Raw genomic sequence first — 19,710 nt, 5'->3', positions numbered from 1 at the left:
TGATAAAGCAAAAAAGCCCGCGCCCGCTTGTGCATGGCGGGGCGGGCTTCCTGTCATGCCTGAAGGGCTCAGGCGTGTTCCTTGCTCTCCGGCAGGAACCAGTTCAACACCAGGGCACAGATACCGCCCGTGGCCACACCCGACTCCAGCACATTGCGGATCGCAGCCGGCATATGCGCCAGGAATTCCGGCACCTGCGCCACACCCAGGCCCAAGGCCAGCGACACCGCAATAATCAGCAGCGCGCGGCGGTCCAGCCGGGTGCTAGCCAGAATATTGATCCCCGAAGCCGCGACCGCACCGAACATCACCATGGCCGCACCACCCAGCACCGGCTCCGGCACCGCCTGAATCACCCCGGCAACGCTCGGGAACAGGCCCAGCAGCACCAGCATCACGGCAATCCAGATACCGATATGGCGGCTGGCAATACCGGTCAGCTGAATCACGCCGTTGTTCTGCGCAAAGATCGAGCTGGGGAAGGTGTTGAACAAGCCCGCCAGCAGCGAGTTGGCTCCGTTGACCAGCACGCCGCCCTTGATCCGCTGCATCCACACCGGCCCTTCGACCGGCTGGCGCGAGACCTTGCTGGTGGCGGTAACGTCACCGATGGCTTCCAGCGAAGTCACCAGGTAAATCACCAACATCGGAATGAACAGCGCCCAGGAGAAGCCAAGGCCGAAGTGCAGCGGTGTAGGCACCTGGAACAGCGCGGCTTCATGCATGCCGGTGAAATCCAGGCGGCCCATGTAACCGGCCAATGCATAACCAACCGCCAAGGCGATGACGATGGCGCAGCTGCGCATCCACACCACCGGGACGCGGTTGAGGATCACGATAATCGCCAGTACCACGCCCGACAGCAGCAGGTTTTCGCTATTGGCGAAGGTGCCGTTGGCCATGGCGCCAAAGCCGCCACCCATGCTGATAAGGCCGACCTTGATCAGCGTCAGGCCGATCATCAGCACCACGATGCCAGTCACCAGCGGGGTGATAAGACGCTTTACGAAGGGCAGGATGCGCGAAACGCCCATCTCCACGAACGAGCCTGCGATCACCACGCCGAAAATAGCCGCCATCACGCCTTCTACCGGCGTGCCTTGCTTGACCATCAGCGCACCGCCAGCAATCAGCGGACCGACGAAGTTGAAGCTGGTGCCCTGAACAATCAGCAGCCCAGCGCCGAACGGCCCGAAACGTTTGCACTGGACGAAGGTGGCAATACCCGAGATCACCAGCGACATGGAAACGATCAGGTTGGTATCACGCGCCGAAACACCCAGCGCCTGGCAGATCAGCAGGCCAGGGGTCACGATCGGCACAATGATCGCCAGCAGGTGCTGCAGGGCCGCCAGCAGGCCGATCACCAGCCGTGGCTTGTCCTCAAGGCCAAGCACCAGTTCATTGGCAGGCGCCGCCGCGCCTGGGCTGTGTTCGTGTGAGCTCATTGCTGGAAGCTGCCCCGGAAGAAAAAAGGAGCGCATTCTACGGGGTGATGAGGGATTGCGGTAGAGAAAAGCACGATGGCGGCACGATCGGCGACCATGTGCCTAGTTATCTGACTTTTTGGTCAGTTATTGGTTGTGCTTTCTGGGGCTAAGTAGTGCCCACAAAAAAGCCCGCCGAAGCGGGCTTTCTCGCACATTCATCAATCAGTCATCACGACCCATGATGCCGAACAGCTGCAGCAGGCTGACAAACAGGTTGTAGATCGACACATACAGGCTGATGGTCGCCATGATGTAGTTACGCTCGCCACCATGAATGATCGCGCTGGTCTGGAACAGGATGCACACCGACGAGAATAGCACGAAGCCAGCGCTGATCGCCAGTTGCAGGCCGCTGATCTGGAAGAAGAAGCTGGCCACGACAGCACCCAGCAGAACGAAGAAGCCAGCAGTGATGAAGCCACTGAGGAAGCTCATGTCCTTGCGGGTGATCAGCACATAGGCCGACAGACCACCAAACACCAGCGCAGTCATGGCAAACGCCGAGCTGACCACTTCAGCGCCACCGGCCATGCCCAGGTAGCGGTTGAGGATCGGGCCGAGGATGAAGCCCATGAAGCCGGTGAGGGCAAAGGTCGACACCAGGCCCCAGGCCGAATCACGCAGTTTGTTGGTGAGGAAGAACAGCCCGTAGAAGCCGATCAGCACCACGAACACGTTCGGGTAGCCGACGCGCATCTGCTGGGCGACGAAGGCCATGACACCGCTGAAGGCGAGGGTAAGTGCCAGCAGGCTGTACGTGTTGCGCAGGACCTTGCTGATCTCCTGCTGCTCGACCTGCTGGCCGTGGTGTACGGCGTAATCCTGTTCGCGCATGGCGACACTCCTTGGTAAAACCTGTGGTTTCGAACGTTCAGATGCTAGGAGTCTATCAGAGCTCCCACAACCCGCGACACAGAGAGTTTGACAGCGTGTTTCATTAAGGTATTATGGCGGCCGCAAAACGAGCTGGAAGCGTGGCCGAGTGGTTTAAGGCAACGGTCTTGAAAACCGTCGATGGGCAACTATCCTAGAGTTCGAATCTCTACGCTTCCGCCACATTCAAAGCCCTGATTATTCAGGGCTTTTTGCGTTTTTGGGGCGTAGAAAAACTACCCGTGGGAACACCCTTGGGAATGGTTTGATTTGTCAGCGCTGACAATACTTCGCTACTTGGTGGGTTTCGCCAAGGCTCCAATTCGACGATAAACCCGCTCGGTAATGTCGCCCTTGGTGTGGCCGAGCAGAAGGCTGGCGTGGTCGACATCGGTGATCTCTGAAGCCGCTTTCGGGCGAATGTCGCGGAACTGGAACTGGCTGATCCGGCCAGCCAGGACCTGGTCGCCGGCGGCGACTGCTTCCTTCACTGCCTCTTCCCGGGCGTCATCCCAGCGATGGCGTAGCATCGGTGCCGTCACCCGTTTGCCGTTGTCGGTCAGCAGAAGGTATGGCGATCTATGAGGAGCGTTGCGCTCCAGAATCTTCCTGATCAGAGCGCCCAGACTGCTCTCCACGCCATCCACCTCGAGCATGATCCGAAGCTTCTTGTGGGTCTTCTTCTGCTTCACGCCAAGGGCCTTGCCCTCAATGTCGTCCCGCCTCATCACCAGCACGTCCGCCGGACGCTGGCCCGTCAGATACGCCAAGTCCATGGCGTCCTTCAGTTCACCCACTGCTTTCGCATACACCGCGTTCCAGATCGTGTCGTTGGCATAGAAGTCCCGCGGCACCTCTTTGTTCTTGCGCACGCCCTGGCACGGGTTCTCGTTGGTGGTAAGCCCCCATTCCCGGGCGATGTTGAAGATGTGCGACAGGGTGGCGATCTCGCGGTTCGCTCTGACCGGAGCGGTCCTGGCATCGCGATACTTCGCCACATGCGCCGGCGTAATCCCGTCGATTGGCGCTTTTTCGAAGTAATTGCGCAGCTGGCGTATCTCGGCCAGGTTGTCCTTCTGGGTGCGCGCCGCCTTCTTCGGGATGATGTCGCGCTCGTAACGGTCGAAGATCGCGCCCATGGTGACCAGGTCCTTCGGCTTTTCCTTCGCCTCGAGTTCGGCCCACTTCAATCGAGCCAGGCTCAGATCGGTGCCTAGCGGTATGGGCTTGCCTGATTTGTCCAGGTAGAAGTAGCTGATCCATTCCTTGCCCGGGTTCTTCTTGCTCTTGCTGGTGCGCTTTCGCCGGTACATGCCGGGCGGCAAGTCTCGGTTCTCGGTCTTCCTGGGGCGCATTTCACCTTACCTTCGAAATATCTGGTGTCCACGCTGTTGCGGGGGGCGGAGGGGGCGGTGCCAGGGACATCACCTCAAGGGTGACGCCCAGCTTCATGCGGGCGTACTGGCGGCCTACCAATGGCCTGCCGCCGCGGCTCTCGACAAAGTGCCAGTTGCGATCGATGAGCCAGCGGCGCTGCCAGCCCCTGGCCTTGTAGCCGGTCAGGTCGGCCAGCTCTTCATCCGAAAGGATCTCGGTTTCCATGGGATGGTCTCCACGCCGCCGGTGGCGGCAGGTTGGTGGTCAGCCGCGGTGCAGGCTGATCATTTCGCGGGCATGCTTGATAGATGCCAGGTGTTCTTCCTGGGCACCGATTTGGCCATTGGCATCGGGCGTGGTCACGGCAACAAGGTTCTCAAGAGCGGCCACAAGCTCATCGCGCTGTTCGCCCTCGGCCCGGCCGATATCCCAGAATTCTTTGCCCCAATGACCTTCTGGAGGCGGGTTGCTGTTTTGTTTGCCGAAGGCCATGGCGCCGATGATGACGTCACAGAGCAGCCGCTTGTAGATGTTCTCGCCATCAAGGCCCAGGCCGCCGCGCCGACGCAGAGTGCTGACGACCTCGTCGACGTTCAGGCCGCTGTCCTTGAGCACGATGTCGAGCTCTGGCTTGTTCGGGGTGTAGATGACCAGGGCGAGCTTGGCTTCGGGCCAGAGGTCGGCCGCGATGCGCTCCAGGCAGTCATTGGCGGTGTGATGAAATTGCTGAGTTGCGGACATAGGGAATCCTCGCCCGCGCATGTCGGCGGGCTTAAGTAGTGGTTGGGTGTGACCATTTCGTCGGCTTCGACAATATGGTCCCGCCTGGCTGGCGGGCATGAGTTGAAGGGGAGAGCGTTAGAAGGTCAGCCGCGGCAAATGCTCAGCCATCCGGTGATGAGCCACCAGAAGTCCTGCGCAACCATGAATCCAAGCCCGGCGGCGAAGCCGAGCACGAGAGCTTTCAGGGGCAGAGTCATAGAAGATGCGCTCCGGACTCCAGTAGGCCGTCTCGGTCTTCGCGCAGCAGATTGTTATCGACAATCAGCTGGTCGCGCTCCTTGATCAGCGCTTTTATAGCGGTTGAGATGTTGCGGTGACCGAGCCCGATGGTAATAGCCTGGGCCTCGTCGAATAGCTTTACCTTCTGGTCGCGCTCTTCGGCTGCCCTCCGGCCCAGTTGCTTTTCACGGATTTTCAGGCAGCGCTTGCAGGTTACGTGACGCCAATCGCTGGCAAGCTGCTCGTCTTCCATTTCGCCTTCGGTGCCGCAAAGCACGTCCTCTGGCGGGTCTTGATCGGCCTCGGTGCCGCCATCCCACTCGTACATGTGAACGGCGCGTTTGCTCATTGGATAAGCTCCTTCGGCACCTGGACGGTGTCGCCGAGCTTGTAGCGGACTAAGCCTCGGCAGAATGCGATAAGTGGCGTGGGGCCGTAGCACCAGACCGCATCACCATCTGGACCCGCGCTATAGCGGGTGCTAAGGGGTACTCCTCGATCGTGCTGAACGCTGCCTCCATGCTTGTCGATCAGCGGGCCGCCGCAGTGCCAGCAGCTTGAAGGGGTGTAGCTCGATTGGTCTTCACCTCCAACGCTGAGAGCCAGAGAGCCGAACAGTGCGAAGGGCTTTGGGGGCTCGTCCTTCCGGGGCGACAGCATGATTGTGCTGATGCCCTCAACCTGCGCCACAGCCCAATCCAGCGCCGCGCCGACCAGGTTGGATACCCTCACTTCGATCAGGTCGGTCATGGCGCCACCTGCTGTGCGGCCAAGCGCTTTCTGCGTTGTTCCTGGCCCTGCCGCTCGTGCGCCGCGTAGACCCGTAGGCACTTCTTGCAGGTGACCTCTTGCGGTCGGTCAGTTCCGTCCATGTCTTCGCCGGCCTGGTTGCACGCGATCTGGCAGTCATGATCGTCGAAGCAACTGAAGTGCGAGACCAAGTGAATTACCTTGCTCACAGCTGATACCTCTCATCAATCCAGCGCCCAGGCGCCATAGCGGGTGTAGGTTCGGGTTGGGTTTCGTGCGGGGAGAGCTGGCGCTCGTTGCCGGCCTGCAGCTGGCTGTCGGGGATGCAGCTGATGCCGCCTCGATTCCCGGCCTGGTAAAGCCAGCAAGTGGCGCCGTGCTCGTCGTCGTGAAATACGCGAACCCCATACGGCAACGGGTCTGCGCTGGCGCCGGTGGCCAGCAGCAGGAGGCAGAGGGCGAGGCGGGTCATGGCTGCACCTCGGCGTTGTAGCGCTTGTAGTCCTCGCCGAACTCCCAGCAGTAGGTAGCCGGCCATGCGCCTGGCGTGCCTTCCTCGACGAACACATATCGGTGCGCAAACTCGCCCGAGTGATCCGGCACCGTCTTGCACCATTTGTGCTGCGGACCGCCCAGGAACCATCCCGGGTGTTCCTTTACGGCCTCAGCCATGAACGCTTCAAGGTCGTGGTGACCCTTGCTCATCGCGATGTAGGTGTCGCTGCCGACGCTTTGCACCTCCAGCGGATACTGTTTTCCAGGCACGGGGATTCCTTGGCCGCCATATCGCGGCAGTGAACAGAGGGGAGATGGGAATGCCGACTGTCCGATTCAGCTCACAGATCGGTTCGGCGGATTTGCGTAAAACTGGGTGTTCGCTATGGTGGCAATACAACACCTAACTACAACTAAAGTCGTAGGAGACCGACATGAGGATTCGCGGTGAAGTTTTCTGGCAATGGGCTGATCCAACGCTTCACCACCGTACTCACGACGAAACCCTCAGCGATGGAACGCACATTGATGTTCAGGTGCGCCTGTCGCGAACGGGTAACACGCAGATGTTCATTGGGGTGTATGCCGCGAGTGGCATGGCCCTTCACGAAGAAGCTTTTGACTCCCGTCCCGGTGAATCCATGACCAGGGCTTTGGCCTGGGGAGTAGGGCGGGCTCGCCGCATTGCTACAGACAGTCTCCCAAAATTCGACAAGGTCGCCTGCTCGGGATAGGGGATATTGGTTACAACGGGGTGGAGTACAGATGTGCTCCGTAGCGGTCTAGCCTTGTGCGCGCATGAAGGCCGCCATGTCGCCCATCTGCTCGACGATGAAGCGTTCTTCTTCTGCTGCGGCTGCGATGATCCTGTCCTTGCGTTTCTGGCAGAGCAGGCAATCGACTTTGGCCCAGTCGCCTGAAAGCTCGGAGGATTCCCCTAGCCAGGTGCCGCAGGGCGCTTGCTCAAGGTCATCCAGGTCGGTGAATGGTGCGAAATGCGTCTTCACGACTTCACCTGCGGCTCTGCGCTGGCGGATAGGGCTGCGCACACCGCGTCGTACAGGTCGAATGGGTCGTCGGTGCGGAACAGGACTTTCATGCGCTGTAGCAGCGCATCGAGCTCGGCCAGCTGGGCGCGCTGATTCGATATGCGCATGCTCTGTCGCATGATCTGTGCGTCAGAGTGCTTGATAACTTCACGCAGCTGCTCAACATCGCCGGGATCAGTCATCGGCCCCAAGCCAACAACCGGCAGCCCAGTCGCCGCCGCATCTCTCTCTGCCTCTTCTTTGGTCCACCAGATGGCAGTACCAACCATCCAGGCTATTGGCTCGGGGTGGGGCTGCGGGGCTGTCGGTTCGCTGCTGAACACTTGGGCATGGGAAGGCTGGCGGGAGCGCTGCGCAATCGCCATCAGCAGGGTCGACACGGGAGAGCCTTGGACGATTACGGTGCCCGGCGGTAGCTTCACTTCGCAAGGCAGCGCATGGGGCGTCTCTGCCTGCTCAACTGCGTCGGCTATTGCCTGCCAGGCGGCAGGGCCGAGGCGCATTTCTTCCTTGATGCGGTCGATGACCCACATCGGCAGGATGGCCAGCTTCTCGGTGTTGCTGGATCGGTTCTCTGTGGGCATGGGGATACCTCGTGCAGGCTTGTATCGCTTGCGGGCTGATTTGATGGTTAAATTGGATTCTTGAAGAAAAGCTATTCTTAGGGGCTGTAAACGTGCGCTTCAGTAAACTGATCGAGCCAACTGTTTGGGCTATGTGGGCAGTAGTTGTTGGTGGCGCTTGCCTCTGGGTGATTGTTGGATCAATCGGTTACTTCGTTAAGGAAAACTGGCTTCCTACCGATACTTCTGGGTGGGTGCAGGCGATAGGTGCGATAGTTGCTATCGGGATTGCCATATGGGTTCCATACCGGCAACGCAGGCAAGAGGCAAATGAGCGCGCCAGTGCTAAAGCAGAGCTTGAGGTAAGTCGCACAGAACAGCTGAATTCGTTGAACAAAGAGCTGGAAATGCTAGTGTCCGACCTGCCTTATGAATGGGCTGGCGCCGATTATAATTTGACCAATGAGATGAGTCGTAAGCTATTCGAAGACCTGATTGATAGACTAAATTATTGGCAGCGTGAAGAGCTATGCTCGGAACGCCTTGGTATTTGTCTCAGTCTTAGGATCGAGCTGTACGGCTGGTTGAAATTCTTTAGCGAAAAAGAGAACCACGACGGGGGCGCGCTCTACAGAAAGACTGAGCGAGGCCTTCCAAGGATAGACCTAATAGATCAAAGAATTCACAACGTGAAACGACGTCTCGAAGGGCTGGAGCCTATACCGGTTGTGAAGAAAACCGAGCAGCCTGAAGAGTCAGAACTCCCTTTCTGAGTTTCAAAAAATGTATAGCGCCAAACTTAGGCGCTATAAGCGCGCTCGAAGTCATTTGCCGGAAGCCGTGAAGGCCCCGCAGGCGGGGCCGACCTGCGGGTTACTTCGCGTCGAAGGTGCCCAGGGACAGCTTCGCGGCGGTACCGACCTTGGCGTCGAGAACAGCCTTGAATTCCTGGGCGATGGCCTCGCGCTGGGCTTCCTCGCCAATCCAGCGCAGCTTCAGTACTGGTTGCGAGCCGCCGGTGATGACCGACACGCGCAGGCGGATCACTTGCTCGCCCAGGCCTTCGAAGGGAATGACCTTGAAGTCCAGCCACGCTGGCAGGGTTTCTTTGCTGCTGGCCTCGATCTGGTCCATGGTGCTGCGGCTGGCGCGGGTCTCGCCGACGGCGTGATCGCTCTCTGACGATGCCTTCACGGTGATGGTGCGAACTGCGGCGATCGCTTTGGCGATGCTCATGGTCTGGCCATTCTCATCGCTGGCCGACAGGTGCTGGTTCCAGTCTTCGATCCAGTCGCTCATGGCTTTCTGCACGAGGCTCTGGCCGCACACTGCCTGAACAGCTGCAAACGCTGCGGATGCCTTCAGGCGCAGCACGGCGCGGTCATCGGCATGGCCCGGCTCTTCGGCGGTTCCGATATTGAACATCACGACACAGCTCATAGCGTCCTGATCGATGAAGCCTCGGGCCGCGGGCGCGGCGCGCTCGACGACGTAAGCGCTGTAGTCGGCCAGGGAGTGCGTCGCGTAGGTACCGCGGAAGCGACTGCGGCCGAACTGGAAGCGTTCCAGGTCGACCACATGGGCACTGTCCGGAACGATGACGGTAGGGGTGTTGGTGTCCAGGGATTTGCCGGCGGCCGCCAAGACCTGATCACCGATGAGCTGCAGAGCTTCTTTGCTGAAAGACATTCGCTTTTTCCTTGTAGGTGCTGTGAGTTACGAGCGTGGGTGTACAGGTGCTTCTTCACGGGTGAAGAGCTGGTCGTGTTTTTCGGGGAACAGGGAGAGCTTTCCGCCGGAGCCAACGTGCATCGGGGTATCCAGGCTGGTGTTCTCGCTGCGGGTGCCGCGTTTGGTGGGGGCCTTGTACTCAAGCTTGTGCTTGATCTTGACCTGGCTGGACTCGCCGACTCGGCTGAAGTCCAGGGTGATGGTCACCTTGCCGGCCTTGCCGTGATCCACCACGCCGGCGGCGACCTCAGACAGGGCGTGACCGACCTGGCTGGCGAAGGCGCCGCCGTTCAGCTCTTCGAGGAACTCGGCAGTATTGGTTGGGGTGGACATTGCTTCGACTCCTTGGGATAGATGCCGCTTGGCGGCAAAGTGATGTGCTGCTGGCGCCGGCCGTGCCGGACGCGTGCGGTGATGCGTTTCATGCTGCCTTCTGCTGATTCCAGGCGCCGACAGCGGCAAAGATCTTGGCGGCCTCTGCCTCGTCCAGCGTTGTGTCGGTAGGGATGGCGATCCAGCCGGCCGCCACCAGGTGATTAGGGTTGGCCGTGGCCCGCAGGTCGGTGTAGGTAGCCTCGATAACGTCGGTCAGGTGCTCAGCCCGGTAGTTGCCCTGTGGCGCGACCTCGATCGACTTGTGGTATCGCTCGCCGAACTCCGTCCGGCACAGCACGCTCACATAGATCGTCCAGCGGTGCGGGATGTCGCACACGGCATCAACCACCTGGCGCACGCAGATCTGCTTGAGTTTTTTCCAGTTGAGCAGTACCTGCTGGCCGCTGGGGTCGATGTTCACCACGGCGGCGTGGTTGGCCGAGACCAGGGCCCTGCAGGTGCGCTCTAGCCGGGCACGCATGTTGTGCGGCTTGCGCTTGCTCATTGCATGCCGCCTTGCTTGCTCGCCGCACCTGCCTCCATCGCTTCCACAAACCGCATGGCAGTCCGGTAGCTGAAGGCGAATCCCTGCTTGGCGCCGGTAGCGATCTCCACCACATCCCACGTTGAACCCTTGCCGCACGCCTGGTAGCGCGGCGCTGTCTGGCTGACCTTGGCATGGGCCTCGGCCCTCACTGATTTGCTGCGCTCGAGCAGGGCCGCGAGCACGGCAAGCTTCTGCTCGAACGCAGGGTGCATTGCTGTCTGCATGGGTGATCCTCGGGTGGGTCAGGCGTGAAGTTCCAAGGCTTCGGCCTTGCGAACGATTCGAACTTGGGCGGTGCGTCGCTCCGGCGCGCGTCGATCGCGGCGCATCGGGTCGCTGTCGTCGATCACCGCATGCATGGCGATGAGGCCGGCGAGGGCGATGCAGAGCGGGCTGATGATCTGCTGGCGCATGGCCTTGGTGACCGCCTCGATGCGGCGGCTGGCTTCCAGCTTGAAAAGCGCGTTCTCAATGCGGTTGGCCACGGTGCCCGGGCTGACCGCCATCTGGCGGGCGATTTCTTTGGTGGTGAGGCCTTGGGCCACCCACAGCAATGCTTCAAGCTCGCGGGGAGCCAGCGCCTTGCCGAGCTGGCCAATCCATGAGCCGCAAGTGATCGTTTCCATGAAGTGTCCTCGGTGGGCTGCATTGGTCGTGACGCTCGCTGCCGCTACCTCCCGGACCAGGGGAGGGCGAACGCCACGACCGATGCAGCCTGGTGATGGGGAACCAGGTGGATCGGGCAGTTTTCGTCAGGCTGACGCGGAGCAGGCTTCGAAGGCGGCGCGTTCAAGCTCGAGGCATTGCTCGTAATGAGCCATCGCGATCGGCATGTGATAGCTATCCAGCGGCCATTTACTGACCTTGCAGCCTTGACCTGCCGGGCAGTGGAAGACGAACAGCTCGCCTTCGTTCTTGTCCATCTCCAGGCTCACCTGGGCGCCGCTATCGAAGCGATCTTGGATAATCGTGGTCATCGGGAATTGCTCCGCTATCCAGTTGATTTCCCGTCTGGCCCTGTCGCCAAGGCCAGCCAGTGAAATCGAAGTGATCCAGGCGCCCATCGCTCTCTGGGCTACGCGCTTCCCCGCATTGGCATGCGCGCCACTTGGTTACCTGAACCCAGCTCACTGCATGAGGCAGCTGCTGCCCTCATGTGCCGCTGAGGGTGACGGGTGTCGAGTTGTGTAAAGAGCGGCGGCTGCCGTAGCTGCCTATAACCTGTGTTATGGGTTGAATCATAACTCAGGTTTTCCACGTGTCAATAACTCAAGTTATAAATCCGACCAAAAAAAAGCCCGCATTAGGCGGGCGCTTGTTCATGCTTCAGTAAATCCTCGCCATCCAATCCTGATGAGGCCTGAGTCCAAGGTGTCAATCGTGATACCTGAGGTCTCTTCCAGTTCGGCGAGCAATCGCTGCCAGTCGGCAGGGGATTCATCCGCACTAGGCTTGACCTCAACAAACTGCCTTTTCTGTACGTGGGGTGATGCGATTGCTTGCTGGATTCGGTATCCGAGCCGTTCGTAGGACAACGATGGGGAATGCGAAAAGGCAGGGTGGGGCATGGCACGAAACTCCTTGTACTGTATGTGTATACAGTTATCCTTTGCGGTAAGAATTTTCAATAGCCGCGAGCTAATTTTTTTTAGCTAGCATTTTTGGGGCAAAAAAAAGCCCAGCATTCCGCCGGGCTATTTGGGCCAAGTACCGTCAGAGCTTGATGGTAGCGCGTACCACGACGCCCACGATTCTGCAGCCCTCCATGCACATCTCCATCGGATATGCGGGATTGAGTGGCTTCAAGAACCTCCGCCCGCCGTCTTCCACAAGTTTTTTGAACGTCGCTTCATTGCTGTCGGCCAGCTTGGCAATGACAAGCTTTCCAGGAGCGGCCTCAGCTTCGGTGTCGACCAGGATGAGCATCCCTTCAGGGATGCTTGTGCCGACCGGTGAAGTCATCGAGTCTCCTTTGACCTGCAACCAAAACGCCGCCCCTTTGGAGTCGTAATCAGACATTTCGTAGCGGTCAGAAAACCCGGGTGGGAATGGTTCGACCGCTTCCGCCCAGGCACCCGCTGCGACCCAGCTAATCACCGGATACCTGAATGATTCGGGCTGCTCTTTCAGCGCCCTGACATTGCTCGGCTCTCGCTGCGCCCCTTGCCCGGACGCCAGCCATTCGGCAGTCACTCCAAGAGCCCTCGCTATTTCAAGCAGCTTTTTGGAAGTCGAGTTTCGACCACTTTCGAGGTGCTGGATCGTGACCTGGCTTACCCCGGCTTTCTCCGCCAGCTGGGCCTGACTTAGGCCAAGCGCCGTGCGACGTTCAAGGATTCGGTCTTTGAGCATTTCGGAAGGTTTGTTCATGCCTGCAAGGGTAAAACACACGTTATTAGCCTTCAAATAACATGTGTTTGCCTTATCTATAACTTGAGTTATCATCGAGTGCACGATCCATTGAGGCACGCAGACATGCCGAACACAGAAAGACCGATTGACGAGGTCGTGCGTCTGGCCGGAGGCCAGGCAGAACTCGCCAGGAGGTGCAACACGAGCCAGCCAAGAATCTGGCAGTGCGTACACCGAAACCAGAAGGTTCCGGCCGATCTGGTCATCCCATTTGAGAAGGCGGTGGGCGGGAAAGTCACTCGCCATCAGCTGAGGCCAGACCTGTATCCGCCAGAGGATCAGGCCGCTTCGTGATGATCATTGTGCATGGACTGGCTTTTCGCCAGTAGATGACCAAAACACCTGCTGATCCATCCAGTACCTGAATCGCAGGCATAAAAAAACCGGGTGGCAGCCCGGCTTCTTCAACAGCATCAAATCGAGGTCGATTATGCACTCTGCAACGGATGCAAGCAACACCGCACCCTTGGCCGTTTCGCACCAGAAGTCCTACCACAAATCCGCCGCACTTCATGCCGCGCGAATGATTCGCCTCCAGTACGCAGCCCACTCGAAAGCCGCGCTTCGCAGGGAGTGTGTCGAGCACCTGCGGGCATCGCTGTGTGGGGGTGAAGCGTGAGCACGTTAGTGATGACGGCCTGCTGGCCGCTGCAAGGTATGAGTCCAGCACAGAAGGCGGTACTGATTTCCTTGGCCGACAATGCCAACGACGACGGCGTTTGCTGGCCTTCAATCGCCACCATCGGGATTCGTACTTGTCTTTCCGAGCGAGCCATTCGCAATGCCCTGCGCTGGCTTGAAGAGTCAGGCCTTCTGAAAAGTCACCAGCGCTTCGGTCGTTCCACCTGGTACACAATCACCCCGGCAGCATATGCCCCCGGCACGATATGCCCCCCGGCACCAGATGCCCCATCACCCCGGCAGGAAATGCCCCCCACCCCGGCACCAGATGCCCCCAGAACCGTAAAGGAACCGTCAATTGAACCGTCACCTGATGGCGAACGCGTTCCGCGTTCACCGTCCTGCCCGGTTCAGGACATCGTTGATCTATTCAATCGGGTGCTCACGCCGGCTTTGCCTGCGGTGGTGCTCCTGTCCGAGGCGCGCAAGAAGCAACTCCGGGCCCGCTGGAACCAGAGTGTTGTTCACCAGAGCCTCGAGTTCTGGGCCGAGTACTTCGCCGACGTAGCGAGGTCAGACTTCCTGATGGGGCGCGCTGCGGGCAAGTTCGGCGCTGCGCCGTTCCGCGCCACCTTCGACTGGCTGATTGCTCCGTCCAACTTCGTGAAGGTGGTGGAGGGCAATTACCATGCGTGAGCCCTACAACTCTGAGGCCGAGCACGGCCTGCTGGGCGCTATGTTGCAGCGCCCTGAGCTGATCGACACCCTGTCCGATGACCTGTCGCCTGAGTCGTTCTATTTCGCCGAGAACGCTGAGGTGTTCCGAGGTATCCAGGCTCTGCGCGCTGCCGGTAAAGCCGTCGACCTGCTCACCGTGGCCGACCATATCGGCTTGCTGCACAACGGGGAGCGCGCCCTGGGGCACTGCGCTTCCCTGGTCCATAACACCCCGAGCGTGGCCAGCGCTGGCACCTATGCTGGCATCGTTCGGGATCGGGCCATTGAGCGCGCCTTGTACGACTTGAGTGACCGCACCCTGGAGATCGTGCAGGGCAGCGGCGACATCCAAGACAAGATCGCGGCCGTGCAGGCAGCGGCCATGGGCATCGACGCTGGCGGTGATGGTGATGAGGTCGTGAAGGCTGCCGACCTGATGGCCGACCAGCTGGAGGTGTGGCAGGAACGTCACGACCGGCTGTCGCGCGGCGAGACGCTGATTGGCCTGTCGACCGGTTTGTCCGATCTGGACGAGAAGCTGGGCGGCCTGCAGCCCGAGCAGCTGATCATCGTGGCGGGGCGCCCGGCCATGGGCAAAACCACATTGGCCATGGGGTTCGTGCTGGACGCGGTGGTGCGCCAGAAGAAATCCGGCCTGGTCATCAGCCTGGAGATGAGCAAAGGCCAGCTGATCGACCGCGCCGTCGCCGCCGAAGGCCGCATTCCGCTCAACCTGATCAAGAACGGCTCCGCCTGCGAGTCGCATGGTGCCGAACTGTGCGCTGCAGCGGCCAAGCTGAAGCACGCCAACCTGTTTATCGCCGACCGCGCTGCCGCCACGGTGGGCCGCATCCGTTCGCTGGCTCGCCGACATAAGATGCGGTACGGCCTGGACATCCTGATGATCGACTACCTGCAGCTGATGGACGGCGAGGGCGGCAACCGTACCGAAGCGGTCAGCAGCATCAGCCGCGGCTGCAAGCTGCTGGCCCGCGAGCTGGGTATCCCTGTCGTGCTGCTGAGCCAGCTCTCCCGCAAGTGCGAGGAGCGCCCGAACAAGCGTCCGGTGAACTCGGACCTTCGCGAGTCGGGTGCCATCGAGCAGGACGCCGATGTGATCCTCTTCGTGTACCGCGACGAGGTCTACCACGAAAACAGTGAGTTCAAGGGCGTCGCCGAGATCATTGTCGGCAAGGGGCGTGACATCGAAACCGGCACCGTCCGCGCGGCCTTCCTCGGCCAATACAACCGTTTCGAAACCCTCTCGGCCAGCTGGCAACCGCTGGCCAAGGCCCCAAGCCAATCTGAGCGGCCGTTGTCGGCCCGCTACGCACGCAAGGAAGTCGCATGACCTCACTCGCCCTTCGTCCGTTCAAGGCCAAGCCGGCCCGCGCCAAGCCCGTCGACCGGGAAGGGCAGGAGCAGGCCGCGCTGATGCAGGAGCTGCAGCTGCGCTACCCGCAGGCCTACAAGCTGATCTATCACGTGCCGAACGGCGGGCACCGGGTCAAGGCCGTGGCCGCCAAGCTGAAGGGGCAGGGCGTGAAGGCCGGCGTGCCTGACCTGGTGCTGCCCATGGCGCGCGGCGGCTACTTCGGACTGTACATCGAGTTCAAGGCCATGCCGCCGTTCGACGCACCGGTATCGCCGAGCCAGGACGCCTACCTGCAGGCACTGGCCGCCCAGGGCTACCTGGCCATCGTGTGCCGGGGCAATATCGATGCGGTCGAAGCCATCCGCGCCTACCTGCTGCTGCCTGCGACGGTGGCGGCATGAGCGCGACCCGGGAAGTGAAATTGAGCGAAGCGGAGGTCCGCCGGCAGGCCGCCGACAAATCGGTGCGCGACCTGCGCGACCCACGACACCCCGGCCTGTACCTGCGCTTCTGGAGCAACCGGGAGCGCGGCACCTGGCATCTGGTGCGCGGCAAGAAGTGGGTGCCGGTGGCCCGCTGGCCTGACCTGACCGTGGCGGCGGTGATTGCCGAACTGCCCGCGCTGCGTCAGCGCCTGCTGCGTGATCCGGCCACTGCGCCCGTGGTGTCGGGCATGGTCACCGTGGGCCAACTACTGGACTGGTACGGCGACCGCATGGCCCGCGACCGCTCGCTGTCGGCAAAGCGCAAGGCAGGCGCTCGGTCTGCCATTGCCCAGCACCTGAAGCCGCGCCTGGATGACCTGGCCGTGGCCGGCGTGAGTGCCGAGGCTCTGGACAAGCACCTGATGTGGCCGTGCCAGGCCGAAGTGTCGCTGTCCTACCTGCGGCAGATGTTCGCGCTGCTGCTGACCGCCTTCCGCCAGGCCCTGCAGCTGGGGCTGATCGACCGCAACCCGATGGCCGGGATGCGCTTCAACGATTTCACCAAGGCCCGGATCCTGCCAAAGGCAGCCCGGCTGCGTGGCGTGCAGCTGCCCGAGCTGATGCAGCAGCTGGCCCAGGCCTTCGAGCAGCAGCCGGGTGACGCCATGCTGGCCCTGATGATGCTGGCCCACGGCACCCGGATCGGCGAGACCCGCATGGCGCGCTGGAGCGAGATTTCCCGGGCCGCCGCCGAGTGGTTCATTCCGGCGGCGAACACCAAGACCCGCACCGAGCATCGCCTGCCGCTGACCACCCAGGTGGCGGCGCTGCTGACCCGGTACCGAACGATCCAGCAGGCCCGTGGCTACGAGGGCGTGTACCTGTTCCCGAACCGCCGTGGCCTGCCGCTGAGCGAAACCCAGGCAAGCATGGTGTTCACCCGACTGGGGCAGGGCCAGTGGACCAGCCACGACCTGCGCAAGGTGTCCCGTACCACCTGGACCGACCTCGGCATCGACGGCCATATCGGCGAGATGCTGCTGAACCACACGCTGGGCAAGATCGCCAGCACCTACATCCACACCCAAGCCATGCAGCAGCGCCGGGCCGCCCTGGAGAAGTGGCACGCCTGGTTAGACGGCATCGGCTTCGGTGCCATTCACGGCCTTACCAAGGCCTTATCCGGAATTTCACAGAATTCAGGCGAGGCAGCGGAACACAAGGCGTCCAGCGACCTTGCCGAATTTGTAATTAGCGAGGATTCGAAATGACTATTGGCGAGTTCGCATACCAGGCCGCGGGCCTGCTGCTGGCCTACTACATCGGCTGGGTTCGCGCTCACTACACGGTTGCTACCGAGTGCGAGCGCCTGGGTGGTTTCTATGTGGGAAGCAAGACGTTCCGCTGCGAGAAGGTCGAGGATTCGAAGGCATGAAGAAGAGTCACGGTCCAGCCTTCAAGAAGGCCGTGATCGAGCTGGACACGTGCCCTTTGTGCCGTGGGAGAGCGGTCACTCAGGGTGTGTTTCACGAACTGCCATGCGGCCACTGCCATGCCTCGGGCTTTGTGGCTGCTGCAACTGGTGAGGCCCTGGCCCTGGATGAACTGGTGACCCAGCTCAGCATGGCCCTGCAGGTCGCGCACCGGCAGATCGAGCAGTTGAAGAACCCTCAGGCATCCGGGCCTGAGGCGAGTTATCAAGGAAGCAACCAGCGCGGCGCTGGCGGCACCAACTACACCGGGGATTAGGGGGAAGGACATGAGCAACGTAGAGAAGTCGGCTGAGTATCTGCTGGAGCACTGGGGTCGCTGGGTTGTGCTGGGATCAGGGGTCTCTTGCTGTGCATCGCGAGAGAACACCATTCTCGATCCGATGATCACGGACGACGATGCCCTGTTCATTGATCGCCTGGTCGGCCGGCTGAGTAAGCGCTATCCCGAGTGTGGCCAGGTCATCATCAAGTACTACACCTCCCGCGACACCTCGCTCAGGGACGTGGGCAAGAAGCTTGGCTTTGGCGAAGAGAAGACCCGACAGCTGTGGAAGGCCGGCGTGGCCTGGATCGACGGAGCGATCGACGTTCGACGTGAAGCCGCTTGACATCCCCGGTCCTCGCCCGTATCTTTCGTGTTACTTTGCGGTAGGTGCGCGATAGCAAACTCGCCATCACCAGCAACCCCCATAGAGCCTCGGCATTTTGCCGGGGCTTTTTCGTTTTCGGCCCCACCACACCCATCGCTCCAAGCTGGGTGTGCTGTTGGGGCCGAATCCATTCCGCTCCCCAAAAGGGAGGAACCGAGATGCCAAACATGCCCGAGAAGGACCCTGGCCTGTGGGCCGCAGTACTCGCCTGGGTGTTCGCCCACCAGCCTCAGCTGTACGCCGCCGGCTTGTCCGTTGCGATTGCTGTCCTCCGGGTGGTGTACGGCGGCGGGACACGCCGGCAGATGTACCTTGAAGGCGCACTGTGCGGCCTTGTAACGCTGTCGCTGGTACCGCTTCTGGAGTGGCTTGGCCTTCCACAAAGCATGGCCACGTTTGCCGGTGGTGCCGTCGGCTTCCTTGGAGTCGAGAAGGTGCGCGGCTACTACGACCGCACTGCATCGCGGCGAGTTGAAGGCGGTGGCCTGTAGTGGATGCGCCGCCCGGCGCGAATGGATTAACAAATGGTCAAAGGTGGCGTATGAGCGAGCAGCAAACCTATTCGCAACAAGTCGAGAAGCTGAGCCCGAAGAATGGCGACCTGTTGGTGGTCAGCGTTCCGTTCCCGATCAAGACGGAGGTGCGCGAGCGACTGACTCAGCACCTGGCAGGGACAGCTGATCGACTCAAGTGTGAGCTGATCGTGCTTGAGGCGGGCATCACCGCCCAGCTGCAGCCAAGCGTCAGCGACTTATTGGACGAACAGCGCAAACAGACCGCACTGCTGGAGCAGATCGCAACGCAGAACCTGGCACTGATCGAGGCGCTGGCTGACGGTGACGATGCTGACCCTGAAGCTGAACCGCGGTCCTACCTGGATGGCACGCCATGCCGTTAAGGCCGCAGCGCCCATGTAGAGCCCAAGGCTGTCGATCGCTGCACCGCAATGCCAATGGTTACTGTGACGGCCATGCCGATCTGGCTGCCGAGCAGGCCAAAGCCTGGGCTACACGCAAGGGCTCAGGTCGTGGCGGTCGGCCTTGGCGTCGGCTGCGTGATCGCATCCTCAAACGTGACCAGTACCTGTGTCGGTGCGACGACTGCACCCAGCTCGGCCGTATCCGCGAAGCGCATGAGGTTGACCACATCGTGGCCCTGGCCCACGGCGGCACCGACGATGATCACAACCTTCGGGCGATCAACCGCGACTGCCACAAGGCCAAGACGCAGCGGGAGTCGAAAACGATCAAAAAATGATCGAAAACGGCGCAAATGAGATGAAATCTCATTGGTAGGGAGGGGGAGGGTCAAAAGTTCAGACCCTTTCGCTCGGACACCGCGCCCTCAGTCGTTTTTTTACACCCGCGAAATATAAAGTTTAGTGGAGGCGCCGATGCCAGGGGTTGCCGGGCGCTCTGGCCGTCGCCCAAAACCCACGGCCCAGAAGGCGTTGGCCGGCAATCCCGGCAAGCGCAAGCTGAACAAGGACGAGCCAGATTTCGCCCTGGTGACCAACGTCGACGCACCCGAATGGCTGTGCGAACACGCGACCAGGGTTTGGGAAATGCTGGTTCCGGAATTGCTCCGGGCAAAGGTTCTTGCCCTGACCGACATGCACAACGTCGAGGCGTTCTGCTCTGCCTACGGTAACTGGCGTCGGGCACAAGAATCGGTCATCGCCCACGGCATCGTGGTGGCCGGTGCTACTGGCGGACCAGTGAAAAACCCAGCGCTCACCGCGGCCAACGAAGCGATGCGCCAGATG

General features: G+C 60.8%; 34 protein-coding genes and 1 tRNA gene. 15 read left to right on the top strand and 20 right to left on the bottom strand.

The window, feature by feature from the left end; translation table 11 throughout:
* Nucleotides 1–68: 68 nt before the first annotated feature.
* On the bottom strand, nucleotides 69–1,448 hold the full coding sequence (locus tag APH36_RS05050; RefSeq protein ID WP_060497740.1) for a nucleobase:cation symporter-2 family protein: 1,380 nt from the start codon (nucleotides 1,446–1,448) through the stop codon (nucleotides 69–71).
* Nucleotides 1,449–1,652: 204 nt separating this feature from the next.
* On the bottom strand, nucleotides 1,653–2,324 hold the full coding sequence (locus APH36_RS05045; RefSeq protein ID WP_003251184.1) for a Bax inhibitor-1/YccA family protein: 672 nt from the start codon (nucleotides 2,322–2,324) through the stop codon (nucleotides 1,653–1,655).
* A 134-nt stretch (nucleotides 2,325–2,458) separates the two neighbouring features.
* Here APH36_RS05045 and APH36_RS05040 point away from each other — a divergent pair.
* Nucleotides 2,459–2,546: transfer RNA gene (locus APH36_RS05040), tRNA-Ser, on the top strand.
* 110 nt (nucleotides 2,547–2,656) lie between these two features.
* On the opposite strand, the gene APH36_RS05035 is transcribed toward APH36_RS05040, so the two are convergent.
* From APH36_RS05035 to APH36_RS05000, 8 genes are all read right to left on the bottom strand, one after another.
* The gene (locus APH36_RS05035) at nucleotides 2,657–3,718 is read right to left on the bottom strand and encodes a tyrosine-type recombinase/integrase (protein WP_060497739.1); all 1,062 of its coding nucleotides are present in this window, start codon (nucleotides 3,716–3,718) and stop codon (nucleotides 2,657–2,659) included.
* Nucleotide 3,719: 1 nt separating this feature from the next.
* Nucleotides 3,720–3,965, bottom strand: a complete 246-nt coding sequence (locus tag APH36_RS05030; protein ID WP_060497738.1) for a DUF4224 domain-containing protein — start codon at nucleotides 3,963–3,965, stop codon at nucleotides 3,720–3,722.
* A gap of 39 nt (nucleotides 3,966–4,004) precedes the next feature.
* Nucleotides 4,005–4,481 (bottom strand): hypothetical protein, encoded by a 477-nt coding sequence (locus APH36_RS05025; protein WP_024086933.1) that lies wholly within the window; start codon nucleotides 4,479–4,481, stop codon nucleotides 4,005–4,007.
* Nucleotides 4,482–4,716: 235 nt separating this feature from the next.
* Nucleotides 4,717–5,091, bottom strand: coding sequence for a hypothetical protein (locus APH36_RS05020; protein WP_024086935.1), 375 nt, complete (start codon nucleotides 5,089–5,091; stop codon nucleotides 4,717–4,719).
* Nucleotides 5,088–5,492 carry a phage protein NinX family protein gene (locus APH36_RS05015; protein ID WP_024086936.1) on the bottom strand — a complete coding sequence of 135 codons (405 nt, stop codon included), beginning with the start codon at nucleotides 5,490–5,492 and terminating at the stop codon, nucleotides 5,088–5,090. The genes APH36_RS05020 and APH36_RS05015 overlap by 4 nt, the downstream gene beginning before the upstream one ends.
* The gene (locus APH36_RS05010) at nucleotides 5,489–5,701 is read right to left on the bottom strand and encodes a hypothetical protein (protein ID WP_047934663.1); all 213 of its coding nucleotides are present in this window, start codon (nucleotides 5,699–5,701) and stop codon (nucleotides 5,489–5,491) included. The genes APH36_RS05015 and APH36_RS05010 overlap by 4 nt, the downstream gene beginning before the upstream one ends.
* Nucleotides 5,698–5,964, bottom strand: coding sequence for a hypothetical protein (locus APH36_RS05005; RefSeq protein WP_060497737.1), 267 nt, complete (start codon nucleotides 5,962–5,964; stop codon nucleotides 5,698–5,700). Before APH36_RS05005 ends, APH36_RS05010 begins: the two co-directional genes overlap by 4 nt.
* Nucleotides 5,961–6,257 carry a hypothetical protein gene (locus APH36_RS05000; RefSeq protein ID WP_060497736.1) on the bottom strand — a complete coding sequence of 99 codons (297 nt, stop codon included), beginning with the start codon at nucleotides 6,255–6,257 and terminating at the stop codon, nucleotides 5,961–5,963. The genes APH36_RS05005 and APH36_RS05000 overlap by 4 nt, the downstream gene beginning before the upstream one ends.
* A 164-nt stretch (nucleotides 6,258–6,421) precedes the next feature.
* Between APH36_RS05000 and APH36_RS32555 the strand changes: the two genes are divergently transcribed.
* On the top strand, nucleotides 6,422–6,721 hold the full coding sequence (locus APH36_RS32555; RefSeq protein WP_060497735.1) for a hypothetical protein: 300 nt from the start codon (nucleotides 6,422–6,424) through the stop codon (nucleotides 6,719–6,721).
* Nucleotides 6,722–6,769: 48 nt separating this feature from the next.
* On the opposite strand, the gene APH36_RS04990 is transcribed toward APH36_RS32555, so the two are convergent.
* Nucleotides 6,770–6,994, bottom strand: a complete 225-nt coding sequence (locus tag APH36_RS04990; protein WP_060497734.1) for a hypothetical protein — start codon at nucleotides 6,992–6,994, stop codon at nucleotides 6,770–6,772.
* Nucleotides 6,991–7,620, bottom strand: coding sequence for a hypothetical protein (locus tag APH36_RS04985; protein ID WP_060497733.1), 630 nt, complete (start codon nucleotides 7,618–7,620; stop codon nucleotides 6,991–6,993). The genes APH36_RS04990 and APH36_RS04985 overlap by 4 nt, the downstream gene beginning before the upstream one ends.
* Before the next feature lie 92 nt (nucleotides 7,621–7,712).
* Here APH36_RS04985 and APH36_RS04980 point away from each other — a divergent pair, with 92 nt between their 5' ends.
* Nucleotides 7,713–8,372 (top strand): hypothetical protein, encoded by a 660-nt coding sequence (locus tag APH36_RS04980; protein ID WP_156342063.1) that lies wholly within the window; start codon nucleotides 7,713–7,715, stop codon nucleotides 8,370–8,372.
* A gap of 100 nt (nucleotides 8,373–8,472) precedes the next feature.
* Here the strand turns inward: APH36_RS04980 and APH36_RS04975 are convergent, their stop codons facing one another.
* From APH36_RS04975 to APH36_RS04940, 8 genes are all read right to left on the bottom strand, one after another.
* Nucleotides 8,473–9,288 carry a DUF2303 family protein gene (locus APH36_RS04975; protein ID WP_060497731.1) on the bottom strand — a complete coding sequence of 272 codons (816 nt, stop codon included), beginning with the start codon at nucleotides 9,286–9,288 and terminating at the stop codon, nucleotides 8,473–8,475.
* 27 nt (nucleotides 9,289–9,315) lie between these two features.
* Entirely contained in the window at nucleotides 9,316–9,663 is a 348-nt protein-coding gene (locus APH36_RS04970; RefSeq protein WP_060497730.1) for a hypothetical protein, read from the bottom strand.
* Between the two features lie 88 nt (nucleotides 9,664–9,751).
* Nucleotides 9,752–10,210 carry a hypothetical protein gene (locus APH36_RS04965; protein WP_060497729.1) on the bottom strand — a complete coding sequence of 153 codons (459 nt, stop codon included), beginning with the start codon at nucleotides 10,208–10,210 and terminating at the stop codon, nucleotides 9,752–9,754.
* On the bottom strand, nucleotides 10,207–10,476 hold the full coding sequence (locus APH36_RS04960) for a hypothetical protein (RefSeq protein WP_060497728.1): 270 nt from the start codon (nucleotides 10,474–10,476) through the stop codon (nucleotides 10,207–10,209). Before APH36_RS04960 ends, APH36_RS04965 begins: the two co-directional genes overlap by 4 nt.
* Nucleotides 10,477–10,494: 18 nt before the next feature.
* On the bottom strand, nucleotides 10,495–10,878 hold the full coding sequence (locus APH36_RS04955) for a response regulator transcription factor (RefSeq protein ID WP_060497727.1): 384 nt from the start codon (nucleotides 10,876–10,878) through the stop codon (nucleotides 10,495–10,497).
* Nucleotides 10,879–11,004: 126 nt separating this feature from the next.
* Nucleotides 11,005–11,229 carry a hypothetical protein gene (locus APH36_RS04950; protein WP_037059281.1) on the bottom strand — a complete coding sequence of 75 codons (225 nt, stop codon included), beginning with the start codon at nucleotides 11,227–11,229 and terminating at the stop codon, nucleotides 11,005–11,007.
* A 342-nt stretch (nucleotides 11,230–11,571) separates the two neighbouring features.
* The gene (locus tag APH36_RS04945; RefSeq protein ID WP_060497726.1) at nucleotides 11,572–11,820 is read right to left on the bottom strand and encodes a DUF1654 domain-containing protein; all 249 of its coding nucleotides are present in this window, start codon (nucleotides 11,818–11,820) and stop codon (nucleotides 11,572–11,574) included.
* A gap of 145 nt (nucleotides 11,821–11,965) precedes the next feature.
* Nucleotides 11,966–12,622, bottom strand: coding sequence for a LexA family transcriptional regulator (locus APH36_RS04940; protein ID WP_060497751.1), 657 nt, complete (start codon nucleotides 12,620–12,622; stop codon nucleotides 11,966–11,968).
* 105 nt (nucleotides 12,623–12,727) lie between these two features.
* On the opposite strand from APH36_RS04940, the gene APH36_RS04935 reads away from it, so the two are divergent.
* The 12 genes from APH36_RS04935 to APH36_RS04885 form a co-directional block, all read left to right on the top strand.
* On the top strand, nucleotides 12,728–12,958 hold the full coding sequence (locus APH36_RS04935; RefSeq protein WP_060497725.1) for a YdaS family helix-turn-helix protein: 231 nt from the start codon (nucleotides 12,728–12,730) through the stop codon (nucleotides 12,956–12,958).
* Between the two features lie 336 nt (nucleotides 12,959–13,294).
* Nucleotides 13,295–13,981: a helix-turn-helix domain-containing protein gene (locus APH36_RS04930; RefSeq protein ID WP_060497724.1), complete on the top strand. Its 687-nt coding sequence runs from the start codon at nucleotides 13,295–13,297 to the stop codon at nucleotides 13,979–13,981.
* The gene (dnaB, locus tag APH36_RS04925; protein ID WP_060497723.1) at nucleotides 13,974–15,353 is read left to right on the top strand and encodes a replicative DNA helicase; all 1,380 of its coding nucleotides are present in this window, start codon (nucleotides 13,974–13,976) and stop codon (nucleotides 15,351–15,353) included. The genes APH36_RS04930 and dnaB overlap by 8 nt, the downstream gene beginning before the upstream one ends.
* Nucleotides 15,350–15,778 carry a VRR-NUC domain-containing protein gene (locus APH36_RS04920; RefSeq protein WP_060497722.1) on the top strand — a complete coding sequence of 143 codons (429 nt, stop codon included), beginning with the start codon at nucleotides 15,350–15,352 and terminating at the stop codon, nucleotides 15,776–15,778. Before dnaB ends, APH36_RS04920 begins: the two co-directional genes overlap by 4 nt.
* Complete coding sequence (locus APH36_RS04915) at nucleotides 15,775–17,073, top strand: site-specific integrase (protein ID WP_060497721.1); 1,299 nt, start codon at nucleotides 15,775–15,777, stop codon at nucleotides 17,071–17,073. Before APH36_RS04920 ends, APH36_RS04915 begins: the two co-directional genes overlap by 4 nt.
* Nucleotides 17,070–17,237, top strand: a complete 168-nt coding sequence (locus APH36_RS32035) for a hypothetical protein (RefSeq protein WP_177337081.1) — start codon at nucleotides 17,070–17,072, stop codon at nucleotides 17,235–17,237. The genes APH36_RS04915 and APH36_RS32035 overlap by 4 nt, the downstream gene beginning before the upstream one ends.
* A complete protein-coding gene (locus tag APH36_RS04910) occupies nucleotides 17,234–17,551 on the top strand; it encodes a hypothetical protein (RefSeq protein ID WP_060497720.1) in 318 nt (105 codons plus the stop codon). Before APH36_RS32035 ends, APH36_RS04910 begins: the two co-directional genes overlap by 4 nt.
* Before the next feature lie 10 nt (nucleotides 17,552–17,561).
* Complete coding sequence (locus tag APH36_RS04905) at nucleotides 17,562–17,903, top strand: antiterminator Q family protein (protein WP_060497719.1); 342 nt, start codon at nucleotides 17,562–17,564, stop codon at nucleotides 17,901–17,903.
* A gap of 200 nt (nucleotides 17,904–18,103) precedes the next feature.
* The gene (locus APH36_RS04900; protein WP_060497718.1) at nucleotides 18,104–18,436 is read left to right on the top strand and encodes a phage holin, lambda family; all 333 of its coding nucleotides are present in this window, start codon (nucleotides 18,104–18,106) and stop codon (nucleotides 18,434–18,436) included.
* Nucleotides 18,437–18,486: 50 nt separating this feature from the next.
* Complete coding sequence (locus APH36_RS32550; RefSeq protein ID WP_060497717.1) at nucleotides 18,487–18,843, top strand: hypothetical protein; 357 nt, start codon at nucleotides 18,487–18,489, stop codon at nucleotides 18,841–18,843.
* Nucleotides 18,834–19,202: an HNH endonuclease gene (locus tag APH36_RS04890; RefSeq protein WP_060497716.1), complete on the top strand. Its 369-nt coding sequence runs from the start codon at nucleotides 18,834–18,836 to the stop codon at nucleotides 19,200–19,202. The genes APH36_RS32550 and APH36_RS04890 overlap by 10 nt, the downstream gene beginning before the upstream one ends.
* Before the next feature lie 136 nt (nucleotides 19,203–19,338).
* Nucleotides 19,339–19,710: phage terminase small subunit P27 family (locus APH36_RS04885; protein ID WP_060497715.1), on the top strand; the 372-nt coding region annotated here is incomplete at its 3' end.

Source organism: Pseudomonas sp. NBRC 111133 (genome assembly GCF_001320605.1).
GTDB lineage: Bacteria > Pseudomonadota > Gammaproteobacteria > Pseudomonadales > Pseudomonadaceae > Aquipseudomonas > Aquipseudomonas monteilii.
Note: the sequence above shows the minus strand (reverse complement) of the source record. Positions and strands in the feature narration are given on the sequence as shown.

Bases quoted from the DNA above. Each gene is read 5' to 3' on its own strand.
- APH36_RS05050 (WP_060497740.1), bottom strand. From the start codon at position 1,448: ATGAGCTCACACGAACACAGCCCAGGCGCGGCGGCGCCTGCCAATGAA.
- APH36_RS05045 (WP_003251184.1), bottom strand. From the start codon at position 2,324: ATGCGCGAACAGGATTACGCCGTACACCACGGCCAGCAGGTCGAGCAG.
- APH36_RS05035 (WP_060497739.1), bottom strand. From the start codon at position 3,718: ATGCGCCCCAGGAAGACCGAGAACCGAGACTTGCCGCCCGGCATGTAC.
- APH36_RS05030 (WP_060497738.1), bottom strand. From the start codon at position 3,965: ATGGAAACCGAGATCCTTTCGGATGAAGAGCTGGCCGACCTGACCGGC.
- APH36_RS05025 (WP_024086933.1), bottom strand. From the start codon at position 4,481: ATGTCCGCAACTCAGCAATTTCATCACACCGCCAATGACTGCCTGGAG.
- APH36_RS05020 (WP_024086935.1), bottom strand. From the start codon at position 5,091: ATGAGCAAACGCGCCGTTCACATGTACGAGTGGGATGGCGGCACCGAG.
- APH36_RS05015 (WP_024086936.1), bottom strand. From the start codon at position 5,492: ATGACCGACCTGATCGAAGTGAGGGTATCCAACCTGGTCGGCGCGGCG.
- APH36_RS05005 (WP_060497737.1), bottom strand. From the start codon at position 5,964: ATGACCCGCCTCGCCCTCTGCCTCCTGCTGCTGGCCACCGGCGCCAGC.
- APH36_RS32555 (WP_060497735.1), top strand. From the start codon at position 6,422: ATGAGGATTCGCGGTGAAGTTTTCTGGCAATGGGCTGATCCAACGCTT.
- APH36_RS04985 (WP_060497733.1), bottom strand. From the start codon at position 7,620: ATGCCCACAGAGAACCGATCCAGCAACACCGAGAAGCTGGCCATCCTG.
- APH36_RS04975 (WP_060497731.1), bottom strand. From the start codon at position 9,288: ATGTCTTTCAGCAAAGAAGCTCTGCAGCTCATCGGTGATCAGGTCTTG.
- APH36_RS04970 (WP_060497730.1), bottom strand. From the start codon at position 9,663: ATGTCCACCCCAACCAATACTGCCGAGTTCCTCGAAGAGCTGAACGGC.
- APH36_RS04965 (WP_060497729.1), bottom strand. From the start codon at position 10,210: ATGAGCAAGCGCAAGCCGCACAACATGCGTGCCCGGCTAGAGCGCACC.
- APH36_RS04960 (WP_060497728.1), bottom strand. From the start codon at position 10,476: ATGCAGACAGCAATGCACCCTGCGTTCGAGCAGAAGCTTGCCGTGCTC.
- APH36_RS04955 (WP_060497727.1), bottom strand. From the start codon at position 10,878: ATGGAAACGATCACTTGCGGCTCATGGATTGGCCAGCTCGGCAAGGCG.
- APH36_RS04950 (WP_037059281.1), bottom strand. From the start codon at position 11,229: ATGACCACGATTATCCAAGATCGCTTCGATAGCGGCGCCCAGGTGAGC.
- APH36_RS04945 (WP_060497726.1), bottom strand. From the start codon at position 11,820: ATGCCCCACCCTGCCTTTTCGCATTCCCCATCGTTGTCCTACGAACGG.
- APH36_RS04940 (WP_060497751.1), bottom strand. From the start codon at position 12,622: ATGAACAAACCTTCCGAAATGCTCAAAGACCGAATCCTTGAACGTCGC.
- APH36_RS04935 (WP_060497725.1), top strand. From the start codon at position 12,728: ATGCCGAACACAGAAAGACCGATTGACGAGGTCGTGCGTCTGGCCGGA.
- APH36_RS04930 (WP_060497724.1), top strand. From the start codon at position 13,295: ATGACGGCCTGCTGGCCGCTGCAAGGTATGAGTCCAGCACAGAAGGCG.
- dnaB (WP_060497723.1), top strand. From the start codon at position 13,974: ATGCGTGAGCCCTACAACTCTGAGGCCGAGCACGGCCTGCTGGGCGCT.
- APH36_RS04920 (WP_060497722.1), top strand. From the start codon at position 15,350: ATGACCTCACTCGCCCTTCGTCCGTTCAAGGCCAAGCCGGCCCGCGCC.
- APH36_RS04915 (WP_060497721.1), top strand. From the start codon at position 15,775: ATGAGCGCGACCCGGGAAGTGAAATTGAGCGAAGCGGAGGTCCGCCGG.
- APH36_RS32035 (WP_177337081.1), top strand. From the start codon at position 17,070: ATGACTATTGGCGAGTTCGCATACCAGGCCGCGGGCCTGCTGCTGGCC.
- APH36_RS04910 (WP_060497720.1), top strand. From the start codon at position 17,234: ATGAAGAAGAGTCACGGTCCAGCCTTCAAGAAGGCCGTGATCGAGCTG.
- APH36_RS04905 (WP_060497719.1), top strand. From the start codon at position 17,562: ATGAGCAACGTAGAGAAGTCGGCTGAGTATCTGCTGGAGCACTGGGGT.
- APH36_RS04900 (WP_060497718.1), top strand. From the start codon at position 18,104: ATGCCAAACATGCCCGAGAAGGACCCTGGCCTGTGGGCCGCAGTACTC.
- APH36_RS32550 (WP_060497717.1), top strand. From the start codon at position 18,487: ATGAGCGAGCAGCAAACCTATTCGCAACAAGTCGAGAAGCTGAGCCCG.
- APH36_RS04890 (WP_060497716.1), top strand. From the start codon at position 18,834: ATGCCGTTAAGGCCGCAGCGCCCATGTAGAGCCCAAGGCTGTCGATCG.